This is a genomic window from Actinomycetota bacterium (assembly GCA_030019255.1).
Taxonomy (GTDB): domain Bacteria; phylum Actinomycetota; class Geothermincolia; order Geothermincolales; family RBG-13-55-18; genus Solincola_A.
On the sequence record JASEFK010000004.1, the window covers coordinates 241,518 to 267,386 of the forward strand.

The 25,869-nt window shown below is 63.8% G+C and carries 23 protein-coding genes and 1 pseudogene; 19 read left to right on the forward strand and 5 right to left on the reverse strand.

The window, feature by feature from the left end; translation table 11 throughout:
* Nucleotides 1-39: 39 nt before the first annotated feature.
* From QME84_05345 to QME84_05425, 17 genes are all read left to right on the forward strand, one after another.
* Entirely contained in the window at nt 40-942 is a 903-nt protein-coding gene (locus QME84_05345; GenBank protein ID MDI6873690.1) for a Clp1/GlmU family protein, read from the forward strand.
* Between the two features lie 329 nt (nt 943-1,271).
* Nucleotides 1,272-2,720 carry a 4-hydroxyphenylacetate 3-hydroxylase family protein gene (locus QME84_05350; protein MDI6873691.1) on the forward strand — a complete coding sequence of 483 codons (1,449 nt, stop codon included), beginning with the start codon at nt 1,272-1,274 and terminating at the stop codon, nt 2,718-2,720.
* A 42-nt stretch (nt 2,721-2,762) separates the two neighbouring features.
* Complete coding sequence (locus tag QME84_05355; protein ID MDI6873692.1) at nt 2,763-3,422, forward strand: hypothetical protein; 660 nt, start codon at nt 2,763-2,765, stop codon at nt 3,420-3,422.
* 544 nt (nt 3,423-3,966) lie between these two features.
* The gene (locus QME84_05360; GenBank protein ID MDI6873693.1) at nt 3,967-5,163 is read left to right on the forward strand and encodes an ABC transporter substrate-binding protein; all 1,197 of its coding nucleotides are present in this window, start codon (nt 3,967-3,969) and stop codon (nt 5,161-5,163) included.
* 425 nt (nt 5,164-5,588) lie between these two features.
* A complete protein-coding gene (locus QME84_05365) occupies nt 5,589-6,446 on the forward strand; it encodes a branched-chain amino acid ABC transporter permease (GenBank protein ID MDI6873694.1) in 858 nt (285 codons plus the stop codon).
* 11 nt (nt 6,447-6,457) lie between these two features.
* Entirely contained in the window at nt 6,458-7,438 is a 981-nt protein-coding gene (locus QME84_05370) for a branched-chain amino acid ABC transporter permease (GenBank protein MDI6873695.1), read from the forward strand.
* Between the two features lie 2 nt (nt 7,439-7,440).
* Nucleotides 7,441-8,199, forward strand: coding sequence for an ABC transporter ATP-binding protein (locus QME84_05375; GenBank protein ID MDI6873696.1), 759 nt, complete (start codon nt 7,441-7,443; stop codon nt 8,197-8,199).
* Complete coding sequence (locus tag QME84_05380; protein ID MDI6873697.1) at nt 8,192-8,899, forward strand: ABC transporter ATP-binding protein; 708 nt, start codon at nt 8,192-8,194, stop codon at nt 8,897-8,899. The genes QME84_05375 and QME84_05380 overlap by 8 nt, the downstream gene beginning before the upstream one ends.
* A 26-nt stretch (nt 8,900-8,925) precedes the next feature.
* Entirely contained in the window at nt 8,926-10,002 is a 1,077-nt protein-coding gene (locus QME84_05385) for a hypothetical protein (protein MDI6873698.1), read from the forward strand.
* Nucleotides 10,003-10,356: 354 nt separating this feature from the next.
* A complete protein-coding gene (locus tag QME84_05390) occupies nt 10,357-10,776 on the forward strand; it encodes a response regulator transcription factor (protein MDI6873699.1) in 420 nt (139 codons plus the stop codon).
* A 409-nt stretch (nt 10,777-11,185) separates the two neighbouring features.
* Nucleotides 11,186-11,965 (forward strand): cyclase family protein, encoded by a 780-nt coding sequence (locus tag QME84_05395; GenBank protein ID MDI6873700.1) that lies wholly within the window; start codon nt 11,186-11,188, stop codon nt 11,963-11,965.
* Between the two features lie 577 nt (nt 11,966-12,542).
* On the forward strand, nt 12,543-13,004 hold the full coding sequence (dut, locus tag QME84_05400) for a dUTP diphosphatase (protein MDI6873701.1): 462 nt from the start codon (nt 12,543-12,545) through the stop codon (nt 13,002-13,004).
* 367 nt (nt 13,005-13,371) lie between these two features.
* On the forward strand, nt 13,372-15,012 hold the full coding sequence (locus tag QME84_05405) for an ABC transporter substrate-binding protein (protein ID MDI6873702.1): 1,641 nt from the start codon (nt 13,372-13,374) through the stop codon (nt 15,010-15,012).
* 107 nt (nt 15,013-15,119) lie between these two features.
* Nucleotides 15,120-16,082 carry an ABC transporter permease gene (locus QME84_05410; protein MDI6873703.1) on the forward strand — a complete coding sequence of 321 codons (963 nt, stop codon included), beginning with the start codon at nt 15,120-15,122 and terminating at the stop codon, nt 16,080-16,082.
* Nucleotide 16,083: 1 nt separating this feature from the next.
* On the forward strand, nt 16,084-17,058 hold the full coding sequence (locus QME84_05415; protein ID MDI6873704.1) for an ABC transporter permease: 975 nt from the start codon (nt 16,084-16,086) through the stop codon (nt 17,056-17,058).
* Nucleotide 17,059: 1 nt separating this feature from the next.
* Entirely contained in the window at nt 17,060-18,073 is a 1,014-nt protein-coding gene (locus tag QME84_05420) for an ABC transporter ATP-binding protein (GenBank protein MDI6873705.1), read from the forward strand.
* Nucleotides 18,070-19,059 (forward strand): dipeptide ABC transporter ATP-binding protein, encoded by a 990-nt coding sequence (locus QME84_05425; protein MDI6873706.1) that lies wholly within the window; start codon nt 18,070-18,072, stop codon nt 19,057-19,059. Before QME84_05420 ends, QME84_05425 begins: the two co-directional genes overlap by 4 nt.
* A 4-nt stretch (nt 19,060-19,063) precedes the next feature.
* On the opposite strand, the gene QME84_05430 is transcribed toward QME84_05425, so the two are convergent.
* The 5 genes from QME84_05430 to QME84_05450 form a co-directional block, all read right to left on the reverse strand.
* Nucleotides 19,064-20,293: an MFS transporter gene (locus QME84_05430; protein ID MDI6873707.1), complete on the reverse strand. Its 1,230-nt coding sequence runs from the start codon at nt 20,291-20,293 to the stop codon at nt 19,064-19,066.
* A complete protein-coding gene (gene amrB / locus QME84_05435) occupies nt 20,293-21,525 on the reverse strand; it encodes an AmmeMemoRadiSam system protein B (protein MDI6873708.1) in 1,233 nt (410 codons plus the stop codon). Before amrB ends, QME84_05430 begins: the two co-directional genes overlap by 1 nt.
* A 301-nt stretch (nt 21,526-21,826) precedes the next feature.
* The gene (locus QME84_05440) at nt 21,827-22,099 is read right to left on the reverse strand and encodes a HEAT repeat domain-containing protein (GenBank protein MDI6873709.1); all 273 of its coding nucleotides are present in this window, start codon (nt 22,097-22,099) and stop codon (nt 21,827-21,829) included.
* A 20-nt stretch (nt 22,100-22,119) separates the two neighbouring features.
* Nucleotides 22,120-23,523 (reverse strand): CoA-binding protein, encoded by a 1,404-nt coding sequence (locus tag QME84_05445; protein ID MDI6873710.1) that lies wholly within the window; start codon nt 23,521-23,523, stop codon nt 22,120-22,122.
* Between the two features lie 560 nt (nt 23,524-24,083).
* Nucleotides 24,084-24,485 (reverse strand): hypothetical protein, encoded by a 402-nt coding sequence (locus QME84_05450; GenBank protein MDI6873711.1) that lies wholly within the window; start codon nt 24,483-24,485, stop codon nt 24,084-24,086.
* Nucleotides 24,486-25,005: 520 nt separating this feature from the next.
* Here QME84_05450 and QME84_05455 point away from each other — a divergent pair.
* The gene (locus tag QME84_05455; protein MDI6873712.1) at nt 25,006-25,293 is read left to right on the forward strand and encodes a glutaredoxin family protein; all 288 of its coding nucleotides are present in this window, start codon (nt 25,006-25,008) and stop codon (nt 25,291-25,293) included.
* A pseudogene (locus tag QME84_05460) lies at nt 25,290-25,793 on the forward strand (ferredoxin-thioredoxin reductase catalytic domain-containing protein). The gene QME84_05455 and the pseudogene QME84_05460 overlap by 4 nt, the downstream one beginning before the upstream one ends.
* Nucleotides 25,794-25,869: the final 76 nt, after the last annotated feature.

Here is a 25,869-nt window from a genome sequence, read left to right on the forward strand (position 1 = left end):
ACCGCAGGAAAACGCGCTTGAAACCGACATGGGAGGACCATGAAGGGGGATGATGCCCAAGAATTGCTCGCCGCCCCGGCAATCGTCGCGGAGTACCGCAAGGTAATGTTCATCGGGGGAACGGACAGCGGGAAAACCTTCCTGGCACGGCATTGGGCGGGAGCGCTCGCCGAGGCCGGGAGGCGGGTGGGGGTGCTGGATTTCGACCTGGGGCAATCCACGGTGGGTCCGCCGGGCTGCATTGGCCTCCAGCTTCCCTGGGAGGCGGGAGGCGATCCGCTGTTCCCCACGGCCATGGTCTTCCTCGGATTCCTCTCGCCGGCCTTCGACGTTGGTTCGGTGATCGAGGCCGGGCTGCGCCTGGAGAGGCGCGCCGTGGAGGAGGGCTACGACGTCCTTCTCGTGGACACCTCGGGCATGGTGGAGGGTGGGCTGGCCGCCCTCCTCAAGCGTTGCAAGATACGCGCCCTGCGGCCCGACCTCCTGGTGGTCCTGGACCGGGAGGGGGAGACGGAGCACATCTTCCGGAGCCTGGAAGAAAATACCTATGGGGAGCTGATGAGGATCAGCCCTTCCCCCGAGGCCAAGTGCCGGAGCCGCGAGGAAAGGGCCGCCTACCGGCGGGAGCTCTTTCGACGTTATTTCGCCGCGGGACGCGAGGTGACCCTCGAACTGGGGAAGGTGGAGTTGATGCCCACTTCCAACCGCATCGCGGCCTCCGCGGAGACATTGCGTGAGGGACAGCTCCTGGGACTGAACGACGGGAGGGGTATCACCAGGGACCTTGCCCGGGTGCTCCAGGTGGGGGAGGATAGGGTGCGGGTGCTGACCCCCTTCCGGGGAGCGATGGAGGAGATAAAGGCGCTTTCCGCGGGACCCGCGGTTCTCGAGGGGGACGATTCTTTCCGTTTCCTCGGGTATGGAAGCAGTACCGTCCGGTGACCGGGGCCTTCATGGCGGGGCCAAGTTCCGCAATACTCGCTTCCCGCCGCAGGTAGGGGATGATTCCCGTGCTTCGTGAAGCGGCGCGCAAGGGTTGTGGGAAAACGGGGGACGGCTTTCACGAAACAGGGATCGAAGCGCCTGACGTCCGTTGTGCGAGAGAAAAGGACGATGATGTAAAATTTACTCGCGGGTATACGAAAAATCATGCGGTCGATGGACCCGTGCGGCGGAGTCTTGCCGTTCTCCCGGAGGGGCAGCGATCAGGCCGATAGTAGGAAGCGGAAGGGAGGCCGGGAGGCGGGACGGCGGTAAAAGGAGGGTTCCCGATGAAAATCGACAGTCCGGAAGCCTACGTGGAAAGCCTGCGGGCGCTGCAGAGGCGCATCTATCTACTGGGCGAGCGGGTGGAAAACCCGGTGGATCACCCCATGATCCGGCCCTCCATGAACGCCATGGCCGAGACCTACAACCGGGGCGACGAGCCGGAGGCGGAGGAACTGCTCTTCGCCGTGTCCCACCTCACAGGTAAGCGCATCAGCCGCTTCACCCATATCCACCAGGATACCGACGACCTGGTGAAGAAGGTGCTCATGCAGCGCCTGCTCGGGCGCCGCACGGCCACCTGCTTCCAGCGCTGCGTGGGCATGGACGGCTTCAACGCCCTCTACTCGGTGACCTACGAGTGCGACCAGGAGCACGGGACGGAATACCACGAGCGCTTCAAGGAATATCTCCGCTTCATCCAGGAGGAGAACCTGGTGGTGGACGGGGCCATGACCGACGTCAAAGGCGACCGCGGCCTGCGCCCCGCGGAGCAGCAGGATCCGGATCTATTCGTGCGCGTGGTGGAACGCCGACCCGAGGGCATCGTGGTCCGGGGGGCCAAGGCCCACCAGACGGGGGCCCTCAACTCCCACCACATCCTGGTCATGCCCACCACGGCCATGCGCAAAGAAGAGGCGGATTACGCCGTCTCTTTCGCCGTCCCCGCCGACGCGGAGGGGATAACCTTCGTCCTGGGGCGCCAGCCCTCGGACACCCGCAAGCTGGAGGGAAGTCCGCTGGACGTAGGAAACCCAAGATATGGAAGCCAGGAGGCCCTCATCATCTTCGACGACGTCTTCGTCCCCTGGGAGCGGGTCTTCATGTGCGGCGAGTACGACCAGAGCGGGAAGGTGGTGGAGCGCTTCGCCGCCTACCACCGCCAGAGCTACGGGGGCTGCAAGGTGGGAGTGGGCGACGTCCTGGTGGGGGCGGCCCAGTTGGCCGCCGTCTACCAGGGCGTGGAGGGGGCCAGCCACGTGCGGGACAAGATAACGGAGATGATCCACCTCAACGAGACCCTGTTCTCCTGCGGCATCGCCTGCAGTGCCCGCGGCGTGCCCACCCCCTCCGGGTGCTACTTGGTGGACGTGCTCCTGGCCAACGTGTGCAAGCAGAACGTGACCCGCTTCCCCTTCGAGATTGCCCGCCTCCTGCAGGACATCGCCGGCGGCCTGGTGGTGACCATGCCCTCCCAGAAGGACTTCGAGAACCCGGAGATAGCGCCTTACCTGGAGAAATACCTCCGGGGCTCGGCGGACATACCCACCATGGACCGCATCAAGGTCCTCAAGTTCATCGAGAACATGACCGTGGGTTGCGGGGCTGCCGCTTACCTCACGGAGAGCATCCACGGGGCGGGTTCTCCCCAGGCCCAGCGCATCATGATCCGGCGCCTGGCCGACCTGGAGGACAAGGTCAAGCTGGTCAAGCGCCTGGTGGACCTGGACTGATCGCGGGGCCCTCATGCCGGTTCAGGAGAAGGGGGGAATCTTTTGATTTCCAGAAAATGCCTGCTCCTCGTCCTCGGCGCGCTGGCCTCCGCCGCGGTCGTCGCCCTGTTGCTGGTGCGCGGGCCGGGAGGAACGGGCGGGGATTCCCGGAATGACGCGGCACACCGGGAGGCACAGGAGGAACCTCCGGCCTCGGAGGGGGAGGTGGAAAGCTCCGGGCCGGAGCAGGGAGCCCGAGAAGGAGGCGGCTTCAGCGTGGTCCCCGAGGGGGAAGGGGAAAGCCAGGCGGTGGTTATCAGTTTCCCGGACCCGTTGAGCTGGGAGGAAGCGGCGCCCGTGGAGGAGCTGTCGGGCATCTGCGGCCGCTGGGTCCTGGAGATGGAGGGTGAACCCTTCACCTTGAAGAACTGTCACCTCCTACTGGGCGAGGACGGCGGCATCGCCCTGCCTCCCGATTACATCGGCGTCATCAAGTTGATGGACGGTCGTTACGCCTGGGATGCGGGCAGCGGGAGCTTTCGAGCCCAGGCGGACCTGGTTCTCAAGACCGGCCCCGGGACCGGACAGGTCCCGTTGCGATTGAACCTTGAGGGAACGGTATCCGTTTCCCGGCGGGAGATCACCGGGAGCTACCAGGCGATCCCCGGCGGGGAGGCCTACGCTCCCTACGCACAACAGGGAGGCTTCCTCTTGCGGCGGTGAGATCTTCCTTTTCGGTCGAGGAACCAGACACCGGCGAGGGGGACGAAGGCTGTCGGTGGCGGGGCTATCCTTGAACATGGGGAAGGATTTTCGTCTGGCCGGCTGAATTAATAAGCGAAACATGCTATACTTTTTACACCAGCGAGGGGAATGCACGCGGCGCGGCCTTCCCACGAAGGGGAGGCGAGGGGGAGGTGATGTGGAATTTGCAAACTGCCAGGCTGCATTTTTATTAAATGGTCCGGAAACGGGTTGGGGCAGGGATTCCAGTAAGATCGCAGTATCTTTCTCGTTGGATCACAGCATCTTCCACGCCGAGTCATGCTTCCGCGGTAGCCGACGGTCCCGGTACGGGAAAGGAAAAATCAAGGCGTTCAAACCCTGGAGATATCGCGACAACCGTTTCCGGGAAGGGCAGGAAGCAGCAGGACCGGGGCTGAACCCGGTAACCGGATTTCCGAATGTAAGAACGTACTCCCGGTGCGGGCCGGGGCAGGGCAGGAAAGGAAGAGAGGTTAATTCGGATGGACAAGGAGGGGGGTTGATGGGAATGCGGTGGAAAGCGGCGGTAGGTCTTGTGGCGGCCGTGCTCCTGGTGGTCATGGGAATTGCCGGTTGCGGCGGCGAGGCGGAAGGGGAGAAGGTGGTGGTCAAGATCGGCCTCACCGCTCCCCTGAGCGGTATCGGGGCCGGATACGGCCAGGACATCAAGGCCGGCCTGGACATGGCCATAGCGGAGATCAACGCCAAGGGAGGGATAAAGATCGGGGATACCACTTACGTCTTCGAGCTGGTGTCGGCCGACGACGAGATGGTTCCCGAGAAATCGCTGAGCAACGCCCAGCGCTTCGTGCTCGAGGAAGATATCAAGGTAATATGGGACCCCACCGCCAACACCATCCAGTCCCTCATGGGGATAAACGAGATGGCGGGCGAGGAATTCCTGATCATGGCCTATACTAGCGTGCCCCTCTACGCGCAGAAGCCCAACAAGTACATGGTCACCCTTCCCCCGCCCTTCTCGGTGTATGTGAAGGACTGGATAACCAGGGCCTTGACCAAGGGATGGAAGAAAGTGGGAATGCTCCAGACCACCGGGGCCTATGGTGAGCTGTGGGGCAAGACCTTCAAGGACGCCTGGACCAAGGCGGGCGGAACGGTGGTGGCCGAGGCGCCGGCCAGCTACTACACGGAGACCGACTTCACCCCCTACCTGACCACGGTGCTGGCAGCCAACCCGGACGTCATCTTCTGCGGCGGACCCTCCGAGCCCACGGCCCTGGTCATCGACCAGGCGCGCAGCCTGGGCTTCAAGGGAGGGTTCATCGTCATCGACCAGGCCAAGCTGGACATCATCGAGGAGACCACCGGCATGGAGAAGCTGGAGGGCTGCATCGGGGTGCTCCCGGTGAACCAGTCCATCTGGCCGGCCACCCTCGAGATCATGGAGAAGTTCGAGAAGGAATACAACCGGCGTTTCACCTGGGAGGCGGCCATCTGCTACACCGGCTTCCACATCCTGGTCAAGGCCATGGAGGAGGCGGGGAGCGTGGATGACGTGGCCGCCATCCGCGCCGCCTTCGCCAAGGGGGACGTCTCGGTGACCTCGGGCGAGGAGTTGCCGGTGGAGTACGCAGGCATCAACGACCAGACGGGCGCCCTGTTCATGCCGGGCACCTCGGTGATCGTGGAGAACGGAGAATTCGTCGCGGGAGAGCCCATCGAGTGGTGGAAGCAGTAAGGCCCACTGGGTCTTGGGATGAGGAGAGGAGGAGGGAAGCCGTCCTGGCTTCCCTCCCTGCCTTTGTGGGGCTGGGATACGGAGATGGAAACCGGGAACCATGCCGCGGAATTCTGGGCCGGAAAATAACTGGAATACGGGTAAAGTGGCGGGCACCTTTACCGAATAAAAAAACAATTCGAGTCGCCGGCTGGACGGCTGTCATGCGGGATATCTTTCCCGGAGAGGCCTTAAAGAAACCCGAAATATCTTTACGGCACGGTACGTGAAGGGACGGGATCGTCGTTTCACAAAGCGCTTATTAAGCGAAAAAGGCAGCGGCCGCGCGAAGGTTCCGGGAAGCGGCGGAGCTCCTTGCCGGGGATGAGGTTTAAAGGGTGAACGGGGATTGGAAGGCCGGAGGCTGACGCCAAGGAGAGGTTGAGTTGTCCTTCTTCCTCAACCAGTTGATCATCGGCATCCAGCTGGGGAGCCAGTACGTGATGGTGGCCCTGGGGCTGACCCTCATCTTCGGCATCCTGGACATCTCCCACTTCGCCCACGGTCACCTGTACATGGTGGGAGCTTACCTCCTGTACATCCTCATGGTCCTGGTCAAGGTCAACTACTGGCTGGCCCTCCCCCTGTGCATGATCGCCCTGGCCCTCGGGGGGATCATCGTGGAGCGGCTGGTCTACCGTCCCCTTCGAGAACAGCCACACATCAACACCTTCATCGCTGCCATCGGGTTGATCCTCTTCCTGGAAACCATGGTCCGGGCCATCCAGCCCAAGTCCCTTAGCGTACCCAAGCCCATCGACAGGGTGTTCTCCGTCGGCGGGGTGAGCATGGAGGCCCAGAGGCTCATTGTCATTGTCGGCGCCGCCCTGCTGGTGGTCCTCCTTCACCTGTTCATCAAGAGAACCCGCCTGGGTACGGCCATCGAGGCCGTGGCCCAGGACCGCGAGGGAGCGGCCCTGGTGGGGATAAACGTCAACCGCATCTCCCTCCTGACCTTTGCCATCGCCACCGCCCTAGCCGCCGCTGCCGCGGTGCTCATGGCCCCCCTGGCCTTCATCGCCCCGGAGATGGGGAGCGTGCTCATCCTCAAGGCCTTCGTCATCGTGGTCCTGGGAGGCCTGGGGAGCATGCAGGGAGCCATCGTGGGAGGTTACCTCCTGGGGGTTTTAGAGGCCATGGCCATCGCCTACGTCTCCTCCGCGTACAAGGACGTCTTCGCCTTCGCGGTGCTGATCATCATCCTGGCCGTGCGCCCCACGGGGCTTTTCCGGGGAAGGGAGTGAGGGGGGTGGAGATGCCGGAGAAGTGGAAGAAGGCCACCAAGCCCGCTCTCCTCCTCGCCGTGCTGGGGCTGGCTGTCCTCCTGCCCTGGGTGGGACTGGAGAAGTACCAGCTGCGGGTACTCACCCTGGCCCTGGCCTGGGCCATCGCCGCGGTGAGCCTCAACCTCATCTTGGGCTACACCGGCCAGGCCTCCCTGGCTCACGGGGCCTTCCTGGGCATCGGCGCCTACGCCTTCGGCATCTTCGCCGAGAGGCTGGGCTGGAACTTCTGGCCGGCCCTCCTGGTGGCCGGCCTGATCCCCGCCGCGCTGGGCTTCCTGGTAGGCTTGCCCTCCCTACGTACCAAAGGACCTTATTTCGCCATCGTGACCCTGTGTTTCAACGTCATCATCTTCAAGGTCTTCGAGAACTGGACCTGGTTGTCGGGAGGTTACCAGGGACAGCGGGTTCCCAAGCCCGCCTTCCTGGAGCAACGCTGGGCCCGGTACTACTTCATACTCGCCGCACTGGTGGTGGTGCTGGTGGTGGTGCGCATGATCGTCAAGTCCCTGCTCGGGGTGACCTTCATGTCCATCCGGAGCAACGAGAACCTGGCCGAAGCGGTGGGCATCGACACCTTCCGCTACAAGCTGCTCTCCTTCACCGTCAGCTGCTTCATCGTGGGGTTGGCCGGGGCCCTCCTGGCCTTGGAGAACGGGCACCTGGACTACACCATCACCAGCTATACATATTCCTTCAACCTCCTGGTCTACGTGCTCATCGGCGGTGCGGCCACCCTCTCCGGGCCGGTGGTGGGCGCAGTGGGCCTCTATTACCTCCTCGAGTACATAGAGAAGGTGGTGGGGGAATACCGCTACGCCATCTTCGGACTCCTCCTCATCGTGGTCATCATTTATTTCCCCCGCGGCGTAGCGGGCGGGGTGCAGCAGCTGTGGGACAGGCTTAAACGGTGGTGGGCCGGACGCGGGGCGGGGGAGGTGGTCGAGGGATGAGCATCCTGCGCGTGGAGGGCCTCACCAAGATGTTCGGGGGCCTGGTGGCGGTTAACAAGGTGGATTTCGAGGTCCAGGAGGGATCCATCCTGGGCATCATCGGCCCCAACGGGGCGGGCAAGTCCACCCTTTTCAACCTTATTAGCGGCATACTCACCCCCGACGGGGGACGCATCCTTTTCGATGGGAAGAACATCACCGGGTGGAAACCCTACCGGGTGGCCCAGGCGGGCATCGCCCGCACCTTCCAGACCACCGCTCTCTTCGAGGAGCTGCCGGTTTACGTCAACCTGATTATCGGCCGGCGCATGCGCACCCGCTCCGGCCTGTGGGACGTGGTCCTGCAGACGCCGCGCGCCAGGAGGGAGAAGAGGGAGGTGGTGGAGAAGATCGGGGAGGTGCTGGCCTTCACCGGCCTGGGGGAGTACGCGAACATGCCGGCGGGCTCCATCCCCCAAGAAGCCCAGAAGAGGCTGGCCATCGGGGTGGCCCTCATGGGGGACCCCAGGCTGCTCCTCCTGGACGAGCCCACCGGCGGGGTGGGCATGGGCGAGACGGACACCATCATCGACCTCATAGCGCGCATCCGCGACCTGGGGATCACGGTGTGCGTGATCGAGCACAAGATGCGCATGATGATGAGCCTGGCGGACCGCATCGTGGTCCTCAATTTCGGGGTGAAGATAGCCGACGGGCTGCCGCAGGAGGTCTGCGAGAACCCGGAGGTCATCGAGGCATACCTGGGTGAGTGCTATGCTTGAGATGCGGGATGTCTTCTGCAGTATCGGGAAGCACGAGGTCATCAGCGGGGTGTCCCTGAAGGTGGAGGAGGGCGAGCTGGTCACCCTGCTAGGGGCCAACGGGGCCGGGAAATCCACCCTTTTCAAGACCATCAGCGGCCTCATCAAGCCCGTGCGTGGAACCATAAGCTTCCAGGGAGAGGACATCACCCGCAGCCGGCCGGACCAGATCGTGAGGATGGGGGTGTCCCTGTGTCCCGAGGGGCGAAAGCTCTTTCCCCGCCTCTCGGTGAGGAAGAACCTGATGATGGGAGCCTACTCCCATCACCGGGACCGGGAGCACGTGGCCTCCGCCCTGCGCGAGGTATACGAGCTCTTCCCCATACTGGAGGAGCGCAGCGAGCAGGATGCCGGGACCCTGAGCGGCGGGGAGCAGCAGATGCTGGCCATAGCCCGGGCCCTCATGGCCCGGCCCCGGCTCCTCCTGCTCGACGAGCCTTCCCTGGGGCTGGCCCCCCTGGTAGTGACCCGGATCATGGAGACCATAAAGGACATCAACCGGCGCGGGGTGACCATATTCCTCTCCGAGCAAAACGCCGGGATGGCCCTCTCCATATCCGACCGGGGTTACGTGCTGGAGAACGGGCGCATCGTTTTGGAGGGCAGCGCCGAGGAGCTGGCCGGCAACGAGGAAGTGAAGAGGGCCTACATCGGGGCCTGAGCGGCCCCATGGAACGGGGGGTGAAGATGAAAGCCACCAGGACCTGCCGGGAGTGCGGGATACCCCTGGGCATATCCCGCACCATGCGCTGGAACCCCGACGGCACCATCACCCAGGTCAAGGACCCCGCGCACCGCATGATCTTCTTCGAGTGCGGCAACCTGGACCGCATGTGGTCCTCCATCTCCGAGTCCCTGGGAGTCACCGAGGAACACCTATGGGAGCTGGTCATCGCCTCCAAGAGCCGGGCCACCCGTGCATTCCTGAAGCGTACCCTGCCCTGGTACGTGAACCTGGCCGCGCGCCTTGTCGGCTACCGGGCCTTCATGTACGCCATCGAGGCCCAGGGCCTGGTGATGGGCTACGGCAAGATAACCGTGGGAGGGCAGTTTCCCCGGCGGGGGAGGCCGGAGAGGGTCACCGTGTTCATCGAGGACCCCTATTCCCTGCCCCTCTTCTGCGGGGACTTCAAGGGGGCCGCGGAAGTCCTGGAAAGGCGCTGGGCCTCCCTCACTCACCAGGCGCTGGATGAGAGGCGCCACCAAGTGGACGTAACCATCAGCGGGGAGCGCCTGAACGAGGAATACTTCCGGGTGGAGAACGGGGTGGCACGCAAGCCGGGAGACATGTCCTACACCCCCTGCCCTTCCTGCGGCGCGCCGCGGGAGCTGGTCCGCTTCTCCTGGGACCTCTCGCGGGGCATCATACGGGACACGGAGAGTGACAGGAGGCTGGCCTTCTTCGGCACCGCGGCCATGCGTGCCGTCTTCGATGAGCTGAGGCACGAGCTCGGGGAACGGGTCACCCCCACTATCATCGATGCGGAGCGCAGGAACACCCTGGAGGCCATGGGGGTGGAGGAGGCGCGCAGCGGCTTCGAGGGCCTGCGCTTGCGGGCGGCCCTTCGTGGCCTGGGGCTCCTGACGACGCTGGCGCTTTCCCCGGAAAGGCTGGAGGCGGTGGTGGTCAACCCCGCTATCCCCGAATATCTGGTGGGGCTGACCCTGGGAATATTCGAGCTGGCCGTCGGCAAGAGGGGCGACTGCCGGTGGGAGCTGGCGGAGGACGGTGACCTAAGGGTGGAGGTGATCCCCGCCCGATAAATCTCACCTCGCCGACCATGTGGATGCTCGAATAGTCGCTGCGGATCGGTCCTCCCGGAAAAGGTTCCATCATGAGAGAATATACCGCGGATTTGTTTGAGGGCTACACGCAGGCCAACCCATGATGGTAGTTGCCACCCGATTTTTTTAACGGTCCGCCGAATGATTTCAACCACGCCTGCGGCATCCCCAAGGGATTCTTGATCCGCCGGAACAACACGGGGACTTGCCCGGCTCGCCCATAAGGGAGGCGTAAGACCTCCGGAGTCACTTAATCACCCCGTGGAGGGATGCGCTCGGCTCCCCTTTCCTACGATTAACCCGATACCGGTTGAAGTAGAAAGGGGGCTCGAGGTGGAGCAGCGGAAGAAAATACTCATCGTGGACGACGACGAGGAACTGGTGCGCATCCTGAGCGTCAATTTCATGGCGGAGGGCTACGATGTGTGCGCGGCCTTCGACGGCATGTCCGCGGTTATGCAGGCGCACAGGGAGCATCCCGACCTGGTCATCCTGGACGTTCGTATGCCCGCCGGAAACGGCCTGAACGTGGTGGAAAAGTTGCGCGCCTCCACCAAGACCTTCAACATACCCGTGCTTTTCCTGAGCGCTCTGCCGTACGACGAGCTGAAGGAAAAGGCCGCCCAAGCGGGCGTTATCCACTACCTCACCAAGCCCTTCGACTTGGACGTCCTGCTGGGAACGGTGAGGAAAATACTGGGAGTCGGAGAAGACAAACCGGTCCTGAAAGTGATGGGAGCAAACCATTCTTAGATTTTTCGGAACTGCCTTCTAGGCGGAGCCCCCCTTACCGGTTGAAGGCTCGAGGGAACACAGGACGCCGGCAAAAGCCCTCGAGCTTTCAACTTTGTGATTTCCCCTTCCCGCGTTAAAGTCCGGCCAGACGGAATTCACGTCCTGGTTAGAGCGTCGGGCGGCACGGGGAGGAGCTCCAGCGCGTTTATCAACGCCTACGATCGGAAGCAGGATTAAAGCATTGCCGGGAGGAGAATGGGAATGGAAGTGCCACCACGTTTATCAATGTCTCCGGCAGGCGTTATATTAGTCGCATCGGACGATCCCGGCGGCCCGCGCGAGGGAAGGGCGCCGGCAAGGAAGGCGGACGGCGCTGTGGCTCCGGCGACGGGAGAGACCTCTGGGATAGAGGGAAGGAGGAACGGAGATGGGCAGGAGGCTCGTGGACCTGAGCATAACCATCGAGGACGGGCTCCCCTCGGACCCGCCGGCTATGATCCCCAGGATAATGTACATGGACCACCAGGCGGGGGCAGCTTCCATGGCCGAATTCTTCCCGGGCATAGACCCGGAGAAGGACCTTCCCGGCGGGCTGGGTTGGGCGGTGGAGATGGTCACCTTATCCACCCATTCGGGGACCCACCTGGACGCTCCCTGGCATTACCACCCCACCATGGACCGCGGCAAGCCTGCGCTCACCATCGACGAGGTGCCCCTCGAATGGTGCATGGGGCCGGGGGTGGTCCTGGATTTCCGCCACCTACCCGACGGTTACCGGGTGACGGCCTCGGATGTGGAGGAGGCCCTGGCAAGGATGGATTACAGGCTGAAGGAGGGGGATATAGTCTTGGTCATGACCGGCGCGGACAAGTACTGGGGCAAGCCGGAATACCTGGTCAAGGGCTGCGGCATGAGCCGGGAGGCCACCCTCTGGATACTGGAGCACGGGGTCAGGGTCACGGGAACCGATGCCTGGTCCTGGGACCGCCCCCTCCCCCTCATCGCCAGGGATTTCCAGGAGACCGGGGATTCCTCCCTCATCTGGGAAGGACACTTCGCCTCCATCGAGAAGGGCTACTGCCACATCGAGAAGCTGGCCAACCTGGACCAGCTCCCGCCCTACGGCTTCACCTTCTTCTGCTTCCCGGTGAAGGTGAAGAAGGCCAGCGCGGGGTGGATACGGGCGGTGGCCTTGATAGAGGATTGAGCGGCGGTACGGAAGGTCGGGATTTCGGATCGAGCGGAGGAGAAGATCATGACCGGACGAGGAGGCGGTTGTAGGTTGCGATAAGGCGTTCTTGGCCGGGGAACGGCGGGAAGTCGATGGCGGCAAAAATGTGAGAAGGTCAGGGGCAAAAAGGTTGAGCACGAGGAAGGAGGGCGGCCGCTTGGTAAAAAGTATGCAACTCGACGACCAGCTGGCAGGGATGGTAATGAAACTACGGGAGATATGGAAAAAGCATCCAGCGGCTGTGTACCTGCCCTGCTTCTACCGCTCCAGCCCTCCGCGCGTTTTCGTCTATCCGGACGGGATCCGGGTGGTGCTCAAGGGCGAGCCGGTCCTCAACTACGAGCTCGTTCCCTACGATCTCGCGTCCGCCGGGTACCGGGAGATGGAACGCGGCGTCTACAAGGTGGTATACGAATTCCTTCCAGGCAAGAACTTCCAGGTGGAGCTGGAGGGAAGCCTCCTCGTGAAGGAGCTCGAGGGGGAGGAGCTGGTGGAGGAGATAAGGGCGCTGCGCGAACGCCTCGGGATCTACGACCTCGTCCCCCTGGTTGACCTGGAAAGGATCGGGGGCCGGGGCTCGGGCGCCGTCCCCCTGCGCATCAAGCGGCTCCGCCCGGACGTGGAGCTCCCCTCCTATGCCCATCCCGGCGACGCCGGACTGGACATCCGCAGCGCCGAGGACGTGGTCCTGCGGCCCGGCGAGAGGGCGCTTGTAAGCACCGGTTTCACCATGGCCCTGCCCGAGGGGTACGCCGCCTTCGTGCAGCCCCGGAGCGGGCTTGCTGCCCGGCACGGCATCAGCATCGTCAATACCCCCGGCCTCATCGACTGCCACTACCGGGGGGAGGTCAAGGTCATCCTGGTCAACCTGGGAGAGGAGCCCTTCCAGGTCAGGAAGGGAGACCGCATCGCCCAGATGGTCATCCAGAAGGTGGAAAGGGTCGAGGTCTTGGAGGTCGAGGAGCTGGAGGACACCGTCCGTGGAGAAGGTGGGTTCGGCTCCACCGGCCTGTGAGGGCGACCACTCCGCAATCCGGCGCAGAGGCCGGTTTAGACGGCGTGAACTCCGATGTTTTGCGCCGTAAAAGGGGAGAAATTATAATTACGTCAAGTGTCGAAACGGGGTCAGGCCATATGCTGCCCGGAGGCAGCTATGCAGAATTATATTTTTGTGGCCGCAAGCATTGGAGCCCGGAAGCGAGGAGGGGGGTGAGCGGAGAAACGTGTAAATCCACGACTCGAATCCGCCTGCCGCAATTCGCGTTGCGGCCGGATGCCGCGAAGGTGATCCGGAAAAGGGGGTGAGAGAAGGGATTAAGCGAGTGATGTGCCACCTTTTTATCTCCCGTGGGACGGGAGCGGACTGACCAAGGAGGTCGGGTATGAAAAAGAGCCGTTTTATCCTGATCGCTGTGCTGATAATGGCCCTCCTCGTAGGGCTGGCCATGACCCTGGGGGGCTGCGGCAAGGAAGAGGAAAAGAAGGAGGCGGAGGAGATCCAGGAAGGGGGGACTTTCAACTACTGCCTGGTATCCGATCCCGTGTCCCTTGACCCGGCCCAGCTGCAGGAATCCCAGGGTATCGAGGTGGGCAAGCAGATCTTCGACGGCCTCATGGACAACGACCCCAAGACCATGGAGCTGGTGCCGGCCATGGCCGAGTCCTACGAGGTGAACGAGGACGCCACCGTCTTCACCTTCCACCTAAAGAAGGGGGTCAAGTTCCACAACGGCCGGGAGTGCACGGCCCAGGACTTCGTCTATTCTTGGAACCGCGTCTGTGACCCGGCCACAGCCAGCGAGGTCGCCTACCATATGTCCGCCATCAAGGGCTTCAAGGAGTTCAACGAGGACAAGACGGCCACCTCGCTCGCGGGGGTGAAGGCCCTCGACGACTACACCCTGGAGGTCACCCTCGAGTATCCCTACGCGGACTTCGTCTACCACACCGCCCACCCGGTCTTCTCCCCCATCCCCAAGGAAGTGGTGGAGCAGTACGGGAGCGAGAACTTCAGCGAGCATCCGGTGGGCACCGGCCCCTTCAAGTTCTTGAGTTGGACCCACGAGCAGCAGATCGTGGTGGAGAGGTTCGAGGATTACTACGGGGAGAACAAGCCTCACCTGGACCGGGTGGTTTTCAAAATCTACCAGGACGAGGAGACCGCCTACCAGGACTTCAAGGCGGGAGCCCTGCACGACGCCCAGATTCCTCAGGGCCAGTTCGAGGCCGCGGCGGCGGAGTACGGAGAGAGGGCCATCTTCAAGCCCATGCTAGGCATTTACTACTACGGGTTCAACATGAACACAGCCCCGTGGAAGGACAACAAGGCCCTGCGCCAGGCTTTCAACTACGCCGTGGACCGCGAGACCCTGTGCAACGTGGTCATGGAGGGCCAGCGCGTGCCGGCCACGGGTATCGTGCCCCCGGGCATTCCCGGCTACCAGGCCGATGCCATGGAATATACCTATGACCCCGAGAAGGCCAAGGAGCTCCTGGAGGAGGCCGGGTATCCCAACGGCCAGGGCCTGCCCGAGCTGACCTTGGGCTACAACACTGGCGTGGGGCACGACGTGATCGCCCAGTTCATCCAGTCCAACCTCAAGGACGTGGGGGTCAGCTTCAAGATCGAGGGTTACGAGTGGGGAACCTACCTGGACCTCATCCAGGGGGAGCAGATAACCTTCTTCCGCCTCGGCTGGCTGGCAGATTATCCCATCATGGACAACTTCCTCTACCCGCTCTTCTACTCGGAGAACGCGGGAGTGGACAACATGACCCAGTACAAGAACCCCGAGGTGGACGAGCTGCTGCTCAAGGCGCGCAGCACCCCTGACGAGGACGAGAGGCTGGAGCTCTACCGCCAGGCGGAGAGGCTCATCCTGGAGGACGCGCCCATCATACCCTTGATGTTCTACAAGACCTCCCGCGTGTACTCCGACAAGGTCGGGGGATACATGAGGACACCCGACGACCTCACCCCACTGGAGCTGGTGTACTTCAAGAAGACGGCTACCACCGAGTAGTCCTTTCGCTCTTAGAGGGGGGCCTGCGGGATTTCCTTGCGGCCCCCCTTCTCATATGCTAAATTTTAGCGGAGCCCGGGAGGGCGGGAAAGAGAGACGTAAAAAAAATGCTTCTTTTCATTCTGCGCCGTTTCTACCAGACGGTGATCGTGGTCATCGGGGTGGTCCTGGTCATTTCCCTGCTCATGGCCTCTCTCCCCGGCGACGTCGCCCGCATGCGGGCCCCCAAGGGTGCCTCGGAGGAGACCCTGGAAAACATCCGCAAGAGGTTCAACCTGGACAAGCCCTGGCTTTCTCGGCTCTGGATATACCTCAGTGGCCTTCCCCGCCTGGACCTTGGAGAGTCCTTCACCTACAAGAGGCCGGTCATGGACATCATCGGGGAGAGCCTGCCCTGGTCAGTGAAGCTGGCCATCGCCGCGGAGATAATCATTATCATCTTCGGCATCCTGGCCGGGGTGATCTCCGCCGTGTCCCGCTATTCCTTCCTGGACATCCTGGTGACCATCAGCACCTCGGTGCTGGTAGCCATGCCCATTTACTGGATCGGGCGGCTCATGCAGCTCTTCTTTTCCCAGTGGTTGCACTGGTTCCCGCCCTCGGGAGCCCCGCCGCCGGGAACCGGCTTCTGGGGTTCCGTTCCCTATTACGTGATGCCCGCCACGGCCCTGGCCGCCGTGTCCACGGCCTACGTGGCGCGCCTGGCACGTTCTTCCATGCTGGAGGTGCTGCGCCAGGACTATATCGTCACCGCCCGGGCCAAGGGGCTCTCGGAGCGCAAAGTGATCTACAAGCACGCCCTGAAGAACGGCCTCATCCCCGTGGTCACCTACCTGGGCATTGACTTCGGGGTCCTCATTGGGGCCGCGGTCCTCACGGAAATGATCTTCAATTGGCCGGGGGTGGGTCACAAGCTGTATTACGCCGTCATTCAGCGCGACCACACCATGGTCATCGGGTTGGTCTTCATCCTGGTGCTCATCTTCGTGGCCATCAACCTCTTGGTGGACATCTCCTACGCCTTCCTCGATCCCCGCATCCGCCTGGGTGAATCCCCGGAGGTGACCTGAGATGGCGGACCGCAAGAGGCCCGAGGATTACCTCCCCGGCAAGGAACACCCGGAGTTCCTGGGTCCGGAGATCGAGGAGTTCGAGGCGGAGCTGGAAAAGGAGAGGGTGCACGGGCGAACCGCCCTATGGAGGGACGTGTGGCACCGCCTGCGACACAACAAGATGGCCATGGTGGGGTTGGCCGTCATTATCCTCCTCATCCTGGTGGCCGTCTTCGCGCCCTTCCTTGCCCCCTACGATCCCATCGAACAGGTGGAGATCAGGACCCCGGGCGGGGTGAAACAACCACCTTCCGGCAAGCACTGGCTGGGAACGGACGGGCTGGGAAGGGACATCCTGTCGCGCCTGATATACGGGAGCCGCATCTCGGTGGAGGTGGGCATCGTGGCCGTGGCCATCTCCCTGCTCCTCGGCCTTTTCTTCGGGGCCCTGGCCGGTTATTTCGGAGGTTGGGCGGACTCGGTCATCATGCGCTCCGCGGACGTCTTCTTCGCCTTCCCCACCGTGCTGGGAGCCATTGCCATCATGACCGTGCTGGGCCCGGGGCTGATAAACGTCTTCATCGCCATCGGGGTGCTGGGCTGGGCCACGATTGCCAGGATCTTCCGGGGCTCCATCCTCTCGGTAAAGGAGAACGAATACGTGGAGGCGGCCAGAGCCCTGGGGGCCAGCCACTCCCGCATCATCTGGAGGCACATCATGCCCAACGCCATCCAGCCCATAATCGTCTACGCAACCATGAGCGTGGGCGGCGCCATCCTGGCCGAGGCCTGGCTGGCCTTCCTGGGCCTGGGGCAGCAGCCTCCCACGCCCAGTTGGGGGAACATGCTCACCGAGTACCTGCCATTCTACAATACCCACCCGTGGATGATGTTCATCCCGGGGACGGCCATCGTCATCAGCGTGCTGGCCTTCATCCTGCTGGGTGACGGACTGCGCGACGCACTGGACCCGCGCCTGAGGGGGAGCATCTGAGATGGACGGCGGACGCGATATCCTGCTCGATGTGCGCAACCTGCGCACCTACTTCCATACTCCCGCGGGCGTGGTCAAGGCCGTGGACGATGTCTCCTTCCGGATACGCCGGGGAGAGGCCCTCGCGGTGGTGGGCGAATCGGGATGCGGCAAGACGGTCACCGCCCTCTCCATCATGCGGTTGGTGCCCGACCCGCCGGGGAAGATAGAGGGCGGGGAGGTGATCTTCGAGGGGCGCGACCTTCTCCGGTTGAGCGACGCCGAGATGCGCCGGGTGCGGGGCAACCATATTGGAATGATCTTCCAGGACCCCATGACCTCCCTGAACCCCGTCTTCCGGGTGGGGGACCAGATACGGGAGGCGGTGCAGCTCCACCTGGGACTATCCCGCAAGGAAGCCAGGGAAAGGGCCGTCGAGCTTATGGAGATGGTGGAGATACCCCAGGCCAGGGAGCGTTACCGCATGTACCCTCACGAGTTCTCCGGCGGCATGCGCCAGCGGGCCATGATCGCCATGGCCCTCTCCTGCGAGCCCAAGCTGCTCATCGCCGACGAGCCCTCCACCGCCCTTGACGTGACCATCCAAGCCCAGATCATGGAGCTTTTGGGGCGCCTTAGGGAGGAGATAGGTCTCTCGGTGATGCTCATCACCCACGACCTGGGAGTGGTGGCCGGAGTGGCAGAGACGGTGCTGGTCATGTACGCGGGAAAGGTAGTGGAGTACGCGGGCGTGGAAGAGGTCTATTACCGCTCCAGGCATCCCTACGCCTGGAGCCTGATGCGCTCCGTTCCCCGCCTGGACGAGAAGAGGGAGCGCCTGATGACCATCGGGGGGTCTCCCCCCAGCCTGATAAACCTGCCGCCGGGTTGCAGTTTCTCACCGCGCTGCCCCTTCGAGCAGGACGTCTGCCGCGAACAGGAGCCGCTGCTTTCGGAGGTAGAGGAAGGTCACTTGTCCGCCTGCCACTTCGCCACCGAATTCGAGGACCGGGCCGCGGAGGTGCTGGGGGCATGACCGGAGGAAACGGCATCCTGCTGGAAGCCCGGGGCCTGGTGAAGCATTTTCCGCTGGGCAAGGGCCTGATTCTCTCCCGGCTGGGGGGCTCCGTGAAAGCCGTGGACGATGTCTCCCTGGAGGTACGGGAAGGTCAGACCCTGGGCCTGGTGGGCGAGTCGGGGTGCGGGAAATCCACCCTGGCCCGCCTCATCCTGCGGTTGATAAAGGCGGACAGGGGCGAGGTTCTATTCGAGGGGCGGGACATCCTCAAGCTTTCCCACCGGGAAATGAAGGTCGTGCGCCGTTCCATGCAGATCATCTTCCAGGACCCCTACGCCTCCCTCAACCCGCGCATGAGCGTGGGGGCCATCATCATGGAACCCATGGTCATCCACGGCGAGGGGACCAGGGAGGAGCGCCGCCGCCGGGCCATGGAGCTGCTCTCCCTGGTGGGACTCCAGCCGGAACATTTCGCCCGCTATCCCCACGAGTTCAGCGGCGGCCAACGCCAGCGCATCGGCGTGGCCCGGGCCCTGGCCTTGCGACCGCGCCTGATAATCTGCGACGAGCCTGTTTCAGCCTTGGACGTCTCCATCCAGGCCCAGGTCCTGAACCTGCTCAAGGAGCTGCAGGAGCAGTTCCACCTCACCTACATATTCATCGCCCACGACCTCTCCGTGGTCCGTTATGTCAGCGACGAGGTGGCGGTGATGTACCTGGGGAAGATTGTGGAGCGGGCCGCCCACGATGAGCTTTACGGCCACCCCATGCATCCCTACACCCTGGCCCTGCTCTCCGCGGTCCCCGTTCCCGACCCACGCAGGGAGCGGGAGCGCCGGCGCATCATCCTGGAGGGAGACGTGCCCAGCCCCATAAACCCGCCCCCCGGATGCCGCTTCCATACCCGCTGTTGGAAAAAGCAGGAAATATGCAGCCAGGTGGAGCCGCCCCTGGAGGAGAAGGTCCCCGGCCACCGCGTGGCCTGCCACTTCCCGGAAACCTGACCCGCTAGCAGCCCCTCTTTTCGAGGGAGGGGAGGCCCCGGGTGAAGGGGAAGGAAAGGAGGGCCAGGCCCATCCCTGCCAGGCTCAGCCATAGGGCGGCGGAGACGACCTCCACCCTTCCCGCCAGGTAGCCCATTCCCAGGTACCCCAGGGGCAGCGGCAGGAGCACCAGGGCGTCCATGATGGCGAACACCCTTCCCCGGAACTCGGAGGGTACCAGGCGCTGTCGGAGGAACTCGTAGGTGGTGAAGCCCAGGGCGTCCACAACTCCCATGCCCAGGCAGATAAGCAGGGAGGCCCACAGGGAGGCGGAGCGGCTAAGCAGGAAGACCCCGGCGGCGTAACCACAGAAGCTGGCCAGTACCAGGCTCAGGGGACGGACCCTCTCCAGCAGCCGGTAGGTGAGCAGGCTCCCCAGGGCCAAGCCGGCTCCCACCGCCGCGCTGAGGAGGGTGTAGTAGTTCACCTCCCCCAGCCGCCGGTCGCTGAAGAGAGGGAGCAGCACCTCGAAGGCCCCGAAGACGGGCATGAAGAGGAGGTGCATGACGGTGAGCCCACGCACGTGGCGGTCTCCCCGGATGATGCCCATCGCCCGGGCGATACCCTGAATGGCAGGGGGGTGCCCGCGCTCACGGCCTTCCGGCCTCCGCAGCCCCGCGTCCTTCTCGATGAGCAGGCCGGCCGCCGAGCAGGCCGCCTGGAAGGCGAAGCAGACGAAGAAGAGGCGGGCCTTCCCCAGGGCCTTCACCAGGAAGTAGGCGGACCCGGTGCTCAAAAGGAAGGTGGCGGAGCGCAGGAACATGTACATCGAATTGGCCCTGGCCAACTGGGCAAGGTCCACCAGCTCCGGCAGGAGGGCCACGATGCTGTTGGCCACCACCACGCCGCAGACAGAGGCGGTGAAGGCCACGGCGAAGATGGGAAGGGGGGCATGGAGGAAGGGCAGGATCAGGAGGAACAACCCGTAAAGGAGGTTGGCGCCCACCAGCAGGTCGCGGCGGGAAAAGCGGTCCACCACGGGGCCCACGAAGGGAGCGGCCAAGGTGAAGGGGGCGAAGCTCAGGAATAGGGAGACGCTCATGGAGAAGGGAGAATCCGTGCGCTCCAGCACGAAGAGGGGCAGGCCCACGAAGTAGATCCCCCGGGCGGCCATTCCCAGAAACTGGGAAAAGAAGAGGGCAATCAACCGGCGGTTGGACCGCAGTGGAACGGCGGCGGCTCCGGCTTCCGGCATCAGCGGGGGAATACCAGGCCGGCGAAGGTCACCGCCGAGCCTTCCTGGGAGTCGAACCAGTGGCAGTGGTCCACCAGGGTGCCCTTCCGTCCCTCCAGCGCCTTGACCAGGGTGTAGATGGGCGGGAGGCCGCACACGTGACGGGAATCTCCCTCCGCCGCCACGTAGCCGAAGAACCCCTCGGCATCGCCCTCCTCCACGGGACGCAGCATCTCCTTGTCCTTGGCGATGACCGAGGAGAGTATCACCCCGTCCAGGGGCAGGGGGCTGCCGAATCTCCTGCCCACGTGGGCCAGGTCGGCGGAGGCGATGAAGAGGACCTCCTCCCCCATGGCGGAGAGCAATCCCTTCAGCGCGGACACGAAGGAGGAAACCTCCCGGTCCTCGGAGGGGGACCTACGTTCCTGCACGAAGGCGTGGAAGGAATTGCAGGTTATGGGCAGCAGGCGGAAGCGGTCCGCCCCGCCGAAGATGAAGCACAGCAGGGGCAACTGTATCTCGATGGAGTGCTCGAAGCGGTGGGAGAGCTCATCCCCCAGGCCGTCCATGCCCGCCGCCCGGGCCAGTCCCTCGGCCAGGCCGGCGTCCGTCTCCACCAGCCCGAAGGGGGTGAGGTAGTTCTTGCGGGTGAGGGCGAAAAAGCCCTCCATCTCCCCGTGGCAGGTTCCTAGGATGACCACCAGGGGCCGGGAGTTACCGGGGAGGGAGGCCCCCAGGAGGGAGTAGAGCTTGCCGTAGCATTCCCATCCCCGCTCCAGGTCGATGTGGGGGGCGACCGCGGCCAGGGGCGGTTCCGGGAGCGGTTGGGGTTCCCCCGCCTCGAGGAGCATGGTCCTCAATTGCTGGACCAGTACCCGGGGATCAGCCGGGTAGCCGTTGCCCGCGGAGACCATGGGCCGGTTGGGCAGGGCCAGGTATTCCTGGTCCAAGCGGCGCTTGTAGTTGCGGAAGTTGTCGCTGTCCAGGAGGAGCTTGCGGTCCAGCTCGGCGATGAGGGAGGCCACCTGATCGCTGGTGATGATGTCCCCGTAGCGTCGCACGTAGGCCGCCTGCAGGTCGCGCAGGGAACGCGTGCCGTCGCACAGGGAGGCGATGAAGTAGAGGTTGGGGGGGAGGACGACGATGTTCCTCGCGTATCCCAGGGGATCGCGCAGGGCCACTACGTCCCTTCCCTGTTGCCTGGCGGGGAAGGCCTCCAGGCGGCGCAGCTTGGGATACTCGGTCTCCTGCATGGTTTTCACCCGTCTTTCCCGAAGGTCGTCGCTTCGCGGCTTATTTCCTGAAAGGCAAGCTCGAAAGACAAATATATAATATACCCTTTTAAGGAAACAGGTGCTGGATTAAGGAAACAGGTGCTGGATTGCCGGTATGCTCCGTTCTGTGTACTGCTCCGCACCTGACGCCGCCGGAGCATGATGCGGTCCGGGAAGGGAAATCGCCCTTTCCCCGCCTCGATCGCCTGTTCGGCCGGGATGGCGGTATGGATTCTCCACCCTTTCGGACCGAATGCGCCTGCCGGAGCCCCGGCATCTCCTACTTCCAGCCGGTGCGCTTTCTGGCCTCCCGGGCCAGCCCCACGTCCAGGGCCAGCCAGGCCTTGGCGCGGATGAGGTCGCTGGTGGAGGGATCCACCACCAGGGCCATGAGGGCCTCCACCCCCCGCCTGTCTCCTAGGCGGGTCAGGGCCTCGATGGCCTGGAAGGCCACCTTCTCGTCCCCCGAGCGGAGGAGCTTCACCAGGCCCTCGACGTCGCGCTCTCTCTCCAGCCTGTGGATGTCCCGCTTCCCGAAACCCAGGGGAGCCATCGTCCTTCCCTCCCGGAATCCTACCTCTCCGGCCCGCCCCGCAGGGACAGGTAGCGGTTGAGGTTGGCCAGCACCTTCCCCATCTTCTCCGGGGTGTTGTAGGCGATGACCCCCTCCTTCTGGGCATTTTCCAGTTCCTGGGAGAGCAGGGCCGGGGCCACCAGGCAAAGGAAGACCGGCTTGCCGTGTTTCTTCCCTATCTCGGCGTACTCCCGCGCCGGGAAAGCCGGCCCAGCGCCCGCCCCGGTGACGAAGACGGCCACCGCGCAGTGGATGTCCTCCTGGCGCAGGGCCAGGTCGGCGGCCCGGAGGTAGAGGGAGTTGTCCGTCCAGGCGAAGGCGAACATGTCCAGGGGGTTGTCGGCCACGGCGTGCCGGGGGATGAACTCCCGCACCGCCGCCGCGATCTCCGGGTGCAGGGGAGGGAAGCGCACCCCGCCCCTCTCGGCGATGTCGGTGATGGCGATGACCGGGCCCGCGGTGTGAGTGGAGATGAAGACCCCGTTCCCCCGGGGGACCCCTCCCATGGACACCGCCTTGGCCAGGCAGGCCATCTCGCTCGTTGACCCCACCTGGAGGAGCCCGGCCTGGGCGAAGGCCCCCCGGTACACCGCCTCCGAGCTGGCCACCGACCCGGTGTGGGAGAGGGCGGTGCGGGAGGAGCTCTCCGTGAAGCCGCGGTTGTAGACGATGACCGGCTTCCTGCGCGACGCCTCCCGCGCGCGGCGGAGGAAGTCGTCCCCCCGGTCCAGCCCCTCGATGAACAGGCAGATGACCGCGGTGTCTGGATCCTCGGCCAGGTACTCTACCATGTCCGCGAACTCCACGTTGGCCCGGTTGCCGATGCTCACGAACTTGGATATTCCCACCCTCTCGTCCATGAGCTCGTTGAGGATGCAATTGCCCATCCCACCGCTCTGGCTCACCACGGATACGTCCCCGGAGGGGAACCAGGCCAGGGGGCTGGCGAAGGTGGCGTTTATTTTATCCCTGGTGTTGAGGACCCCTATGCAGTTGGGGCCGATGAGCTTCATCCCTCCGGAGTCGGCCACCCGGACCAGCTCCTCCTGGAGCCTCCGCCCCTCCTCACCGGTCTCCCGGAAGCCTCCGGCGAAGATAACCCCCGCGCGCCCGCCCCTCTCCACCGCCTCGCGGACCGTGGGCAGCACCTGGACCTCGGGAACCGCGTAGACGAAGAGGTCCACCCCGTAGGGAAGCTCGGAGATGGAGCGGTAGGCCTTGCGGCCCTGGATGGTATCACCGGCGTGGGGGTTTACCGGGTACACCTCGCCCCGGTATCCCGTGGAGGTCACCGCGGCCAGGGCGTGGTAGCCCAGCTTGAAGGGGTTGTCGGTGGCCCCGATGACGGCGATGCTACGGGGCTGGAAGAGGGGACGGAACTTCTCCAGTATCTCGGAACCCATGGCGCGCCATCCTTCCTTTTCCCCTATGATTTTTCCCTTATATTTCCCTATGATATACAAGGCCTGCCCTCGCGTTTCCGGGGCCTTGCACGGGCAGGGGGATGGCGGGGAACCTGGTAGCTTCCCCGTGGGGTATCCCCTGGACCCACCCCTTCTTTGTGCCACCGCTGGTAATGCCAGGGCTGTCTTTTTATCGGTATGTCCAAACCGGAAAACTCAAGGGTGTCGAACAAGGACCTTTCCGGACGGGGCGGGCAAGTTTACGTTCAGGGCGCAGGGTGTATGGCCTTCAACAGGACAGGCTCGTGGAGAAGCGCCGGACGGATCGAGCGGGGGTCCCTCATGCTCCTCACCGCCCCGTAGCCATTATCCCTCCCGGACTTCCCTTCGACCCTTTCGGCGGCGAAACCGGAAAGGCCCCCGCTCAGGCGCTCTCCTTCAGCTCCTCCACGGTTGAGAGCCTTGCGTGAAAGGTGTCCTTGTGCGCGCCCCGTCCGCACGGAGCCTCACGTTACCCAGGCACTCCGGGTCGCGTATCGTGGGTGCCGGAATGGCCCCGCTCAGGCGCTCTCCTGCAGCTCCTCCACGGGGGAGAGCCCCGGACGGTAGGAGGCCTTGCGGATGCGGTTGAAGAGCGCGTTAGCCGCCCGGGTGAAGAGGTTGGGATGGGTATTCTCGATGAGCTGGACCAGGAAACGCTGGTTCTTGTTCATGGCTGCGGCCAGCGCGGAGGCGTCCAGGCCCTTCACCAGTCGGGAGAGGAAGTCGGGGTTGCTGTTTATCATCCCGGCCAGCACCTCCGGCTCGAGGTGTTTCATCACCTCGCCCAGGAGTCCGCTGTTCTCGTTCACCGCCCTGGCCACCACCCGGGGGTCGATGCCGGACATGATCCCGGAGATGAGGTCCTGGTTGTTGGCCATCCTCCCCAGCGCCCGGCCCAGTTTGCGAAGAAACTCGCTCATCGCCCTCCCTCCTCGTTGCTCAGCCGATTATCCGATACGATGTCGCATCACCATTATAGCACGCCCCGGAAGATTGTAAAATCCTTGGGAAAACATGGTTGTTTTTCCTTTGTATAAAGGGAATTTCGGGAGCGGGGGAGAGGTTGAGCCCCTGACCCATCAGTCATGTTTGCATGGAACAAAGGCGGCATCGAGGCCAGCCCCCTCTCGGCCCGTTATTGTCCGTGTGAACAATGGTCGGAAGAAGGCGGCATCAAGGCGATACCCCTGCCCTCCCGTTATTCGCGTGAACCCCGGTGGGAAATTTGAAGCGCCGCAGCATGTGAACATGAATCCTCGCTGGCTTCCGCCTCCCGCCCCGCCGGCCCTTCCCTGTGGTGACTCCCGTCATGGCCTCCCGGCGTCCGGGCGTACCAAAATAGCGTGATGGAGGAATTATGGCCTGAAGGAGGCGCCTGCAAGGTTTAAAGCCCTCCTCCGGGGGAAAAATTAGCCGTGAGCGAGGAAAGGAGTTGGGAACATGGAACGGTACTTGAAGGCGGTGGACGGCGAGAAAAAGGAGCACGACCTGCTGCTCTTCGCCCTCTCCACCTGCGGGTGGTGTAGGAAGGCCAGGAATTTCCTGGAAGAGAACAAGCTCGCCTACCGCTACGTCTACGTGGATCTCCTGGAAGGGGAAGCCCAGAAGGAAGTCTTCGAGGAGGTCAAGAAGCGCAACCCGCGGCGGACCTTTCCCACCCTGGTGGTGGACGGAAACGAGGTCATCGCCGGGTTCAACGAAGACCGCTATCGGGAGGTACTGCTTTGAGCGAGGAGTACCCGACGGAGGTGCTGGACCTCTACCGCAGGCTCCATGAGGAGGCGGAGTCGGCAGGCTACCACCTCAACCCGGACCGGGACTTCACCCTCATGCTTGTGGACGGCCTGTACCGCAACGGGGAGCGGTACGGGTACATGCTCTGTCCCTGCCGCATCGGCGAGGGGGAGAGGGAGAAGGACCTGGACATCATCTGCCCCTGCGACTACCGCGACGCGGACCTCGAGGAGTACGGGCAGTGCTACTGAGCGCTGTACGTAACCCAGGAGGTCCTGGAAGGCAAACGCAAGGTAGAGGGGCAGATACCCGAGAGGAGGCCGGAGCCGGAGGAGCTGGAGCGAAGGCGTGAAGCGGCCCGCGAGGCTACCGTGACCGCCGAGGGCCGGCTGCCCGTCTGGCGCTGCAAGGTCTGCGGCTACCTGGCGGCCCGCGAGAAGCCTCCCCAGGTCTGCCCGGTGTGCAAGGCCTCCGCCGACCGCTTCGAACCCTTCCCGCCTCCAGGTGGAGAGAGGCTGCCCGTCTGGCGCTGCAAGGTCTGCGGCTACCTGGCGGCCCGCGAGAAGCCTC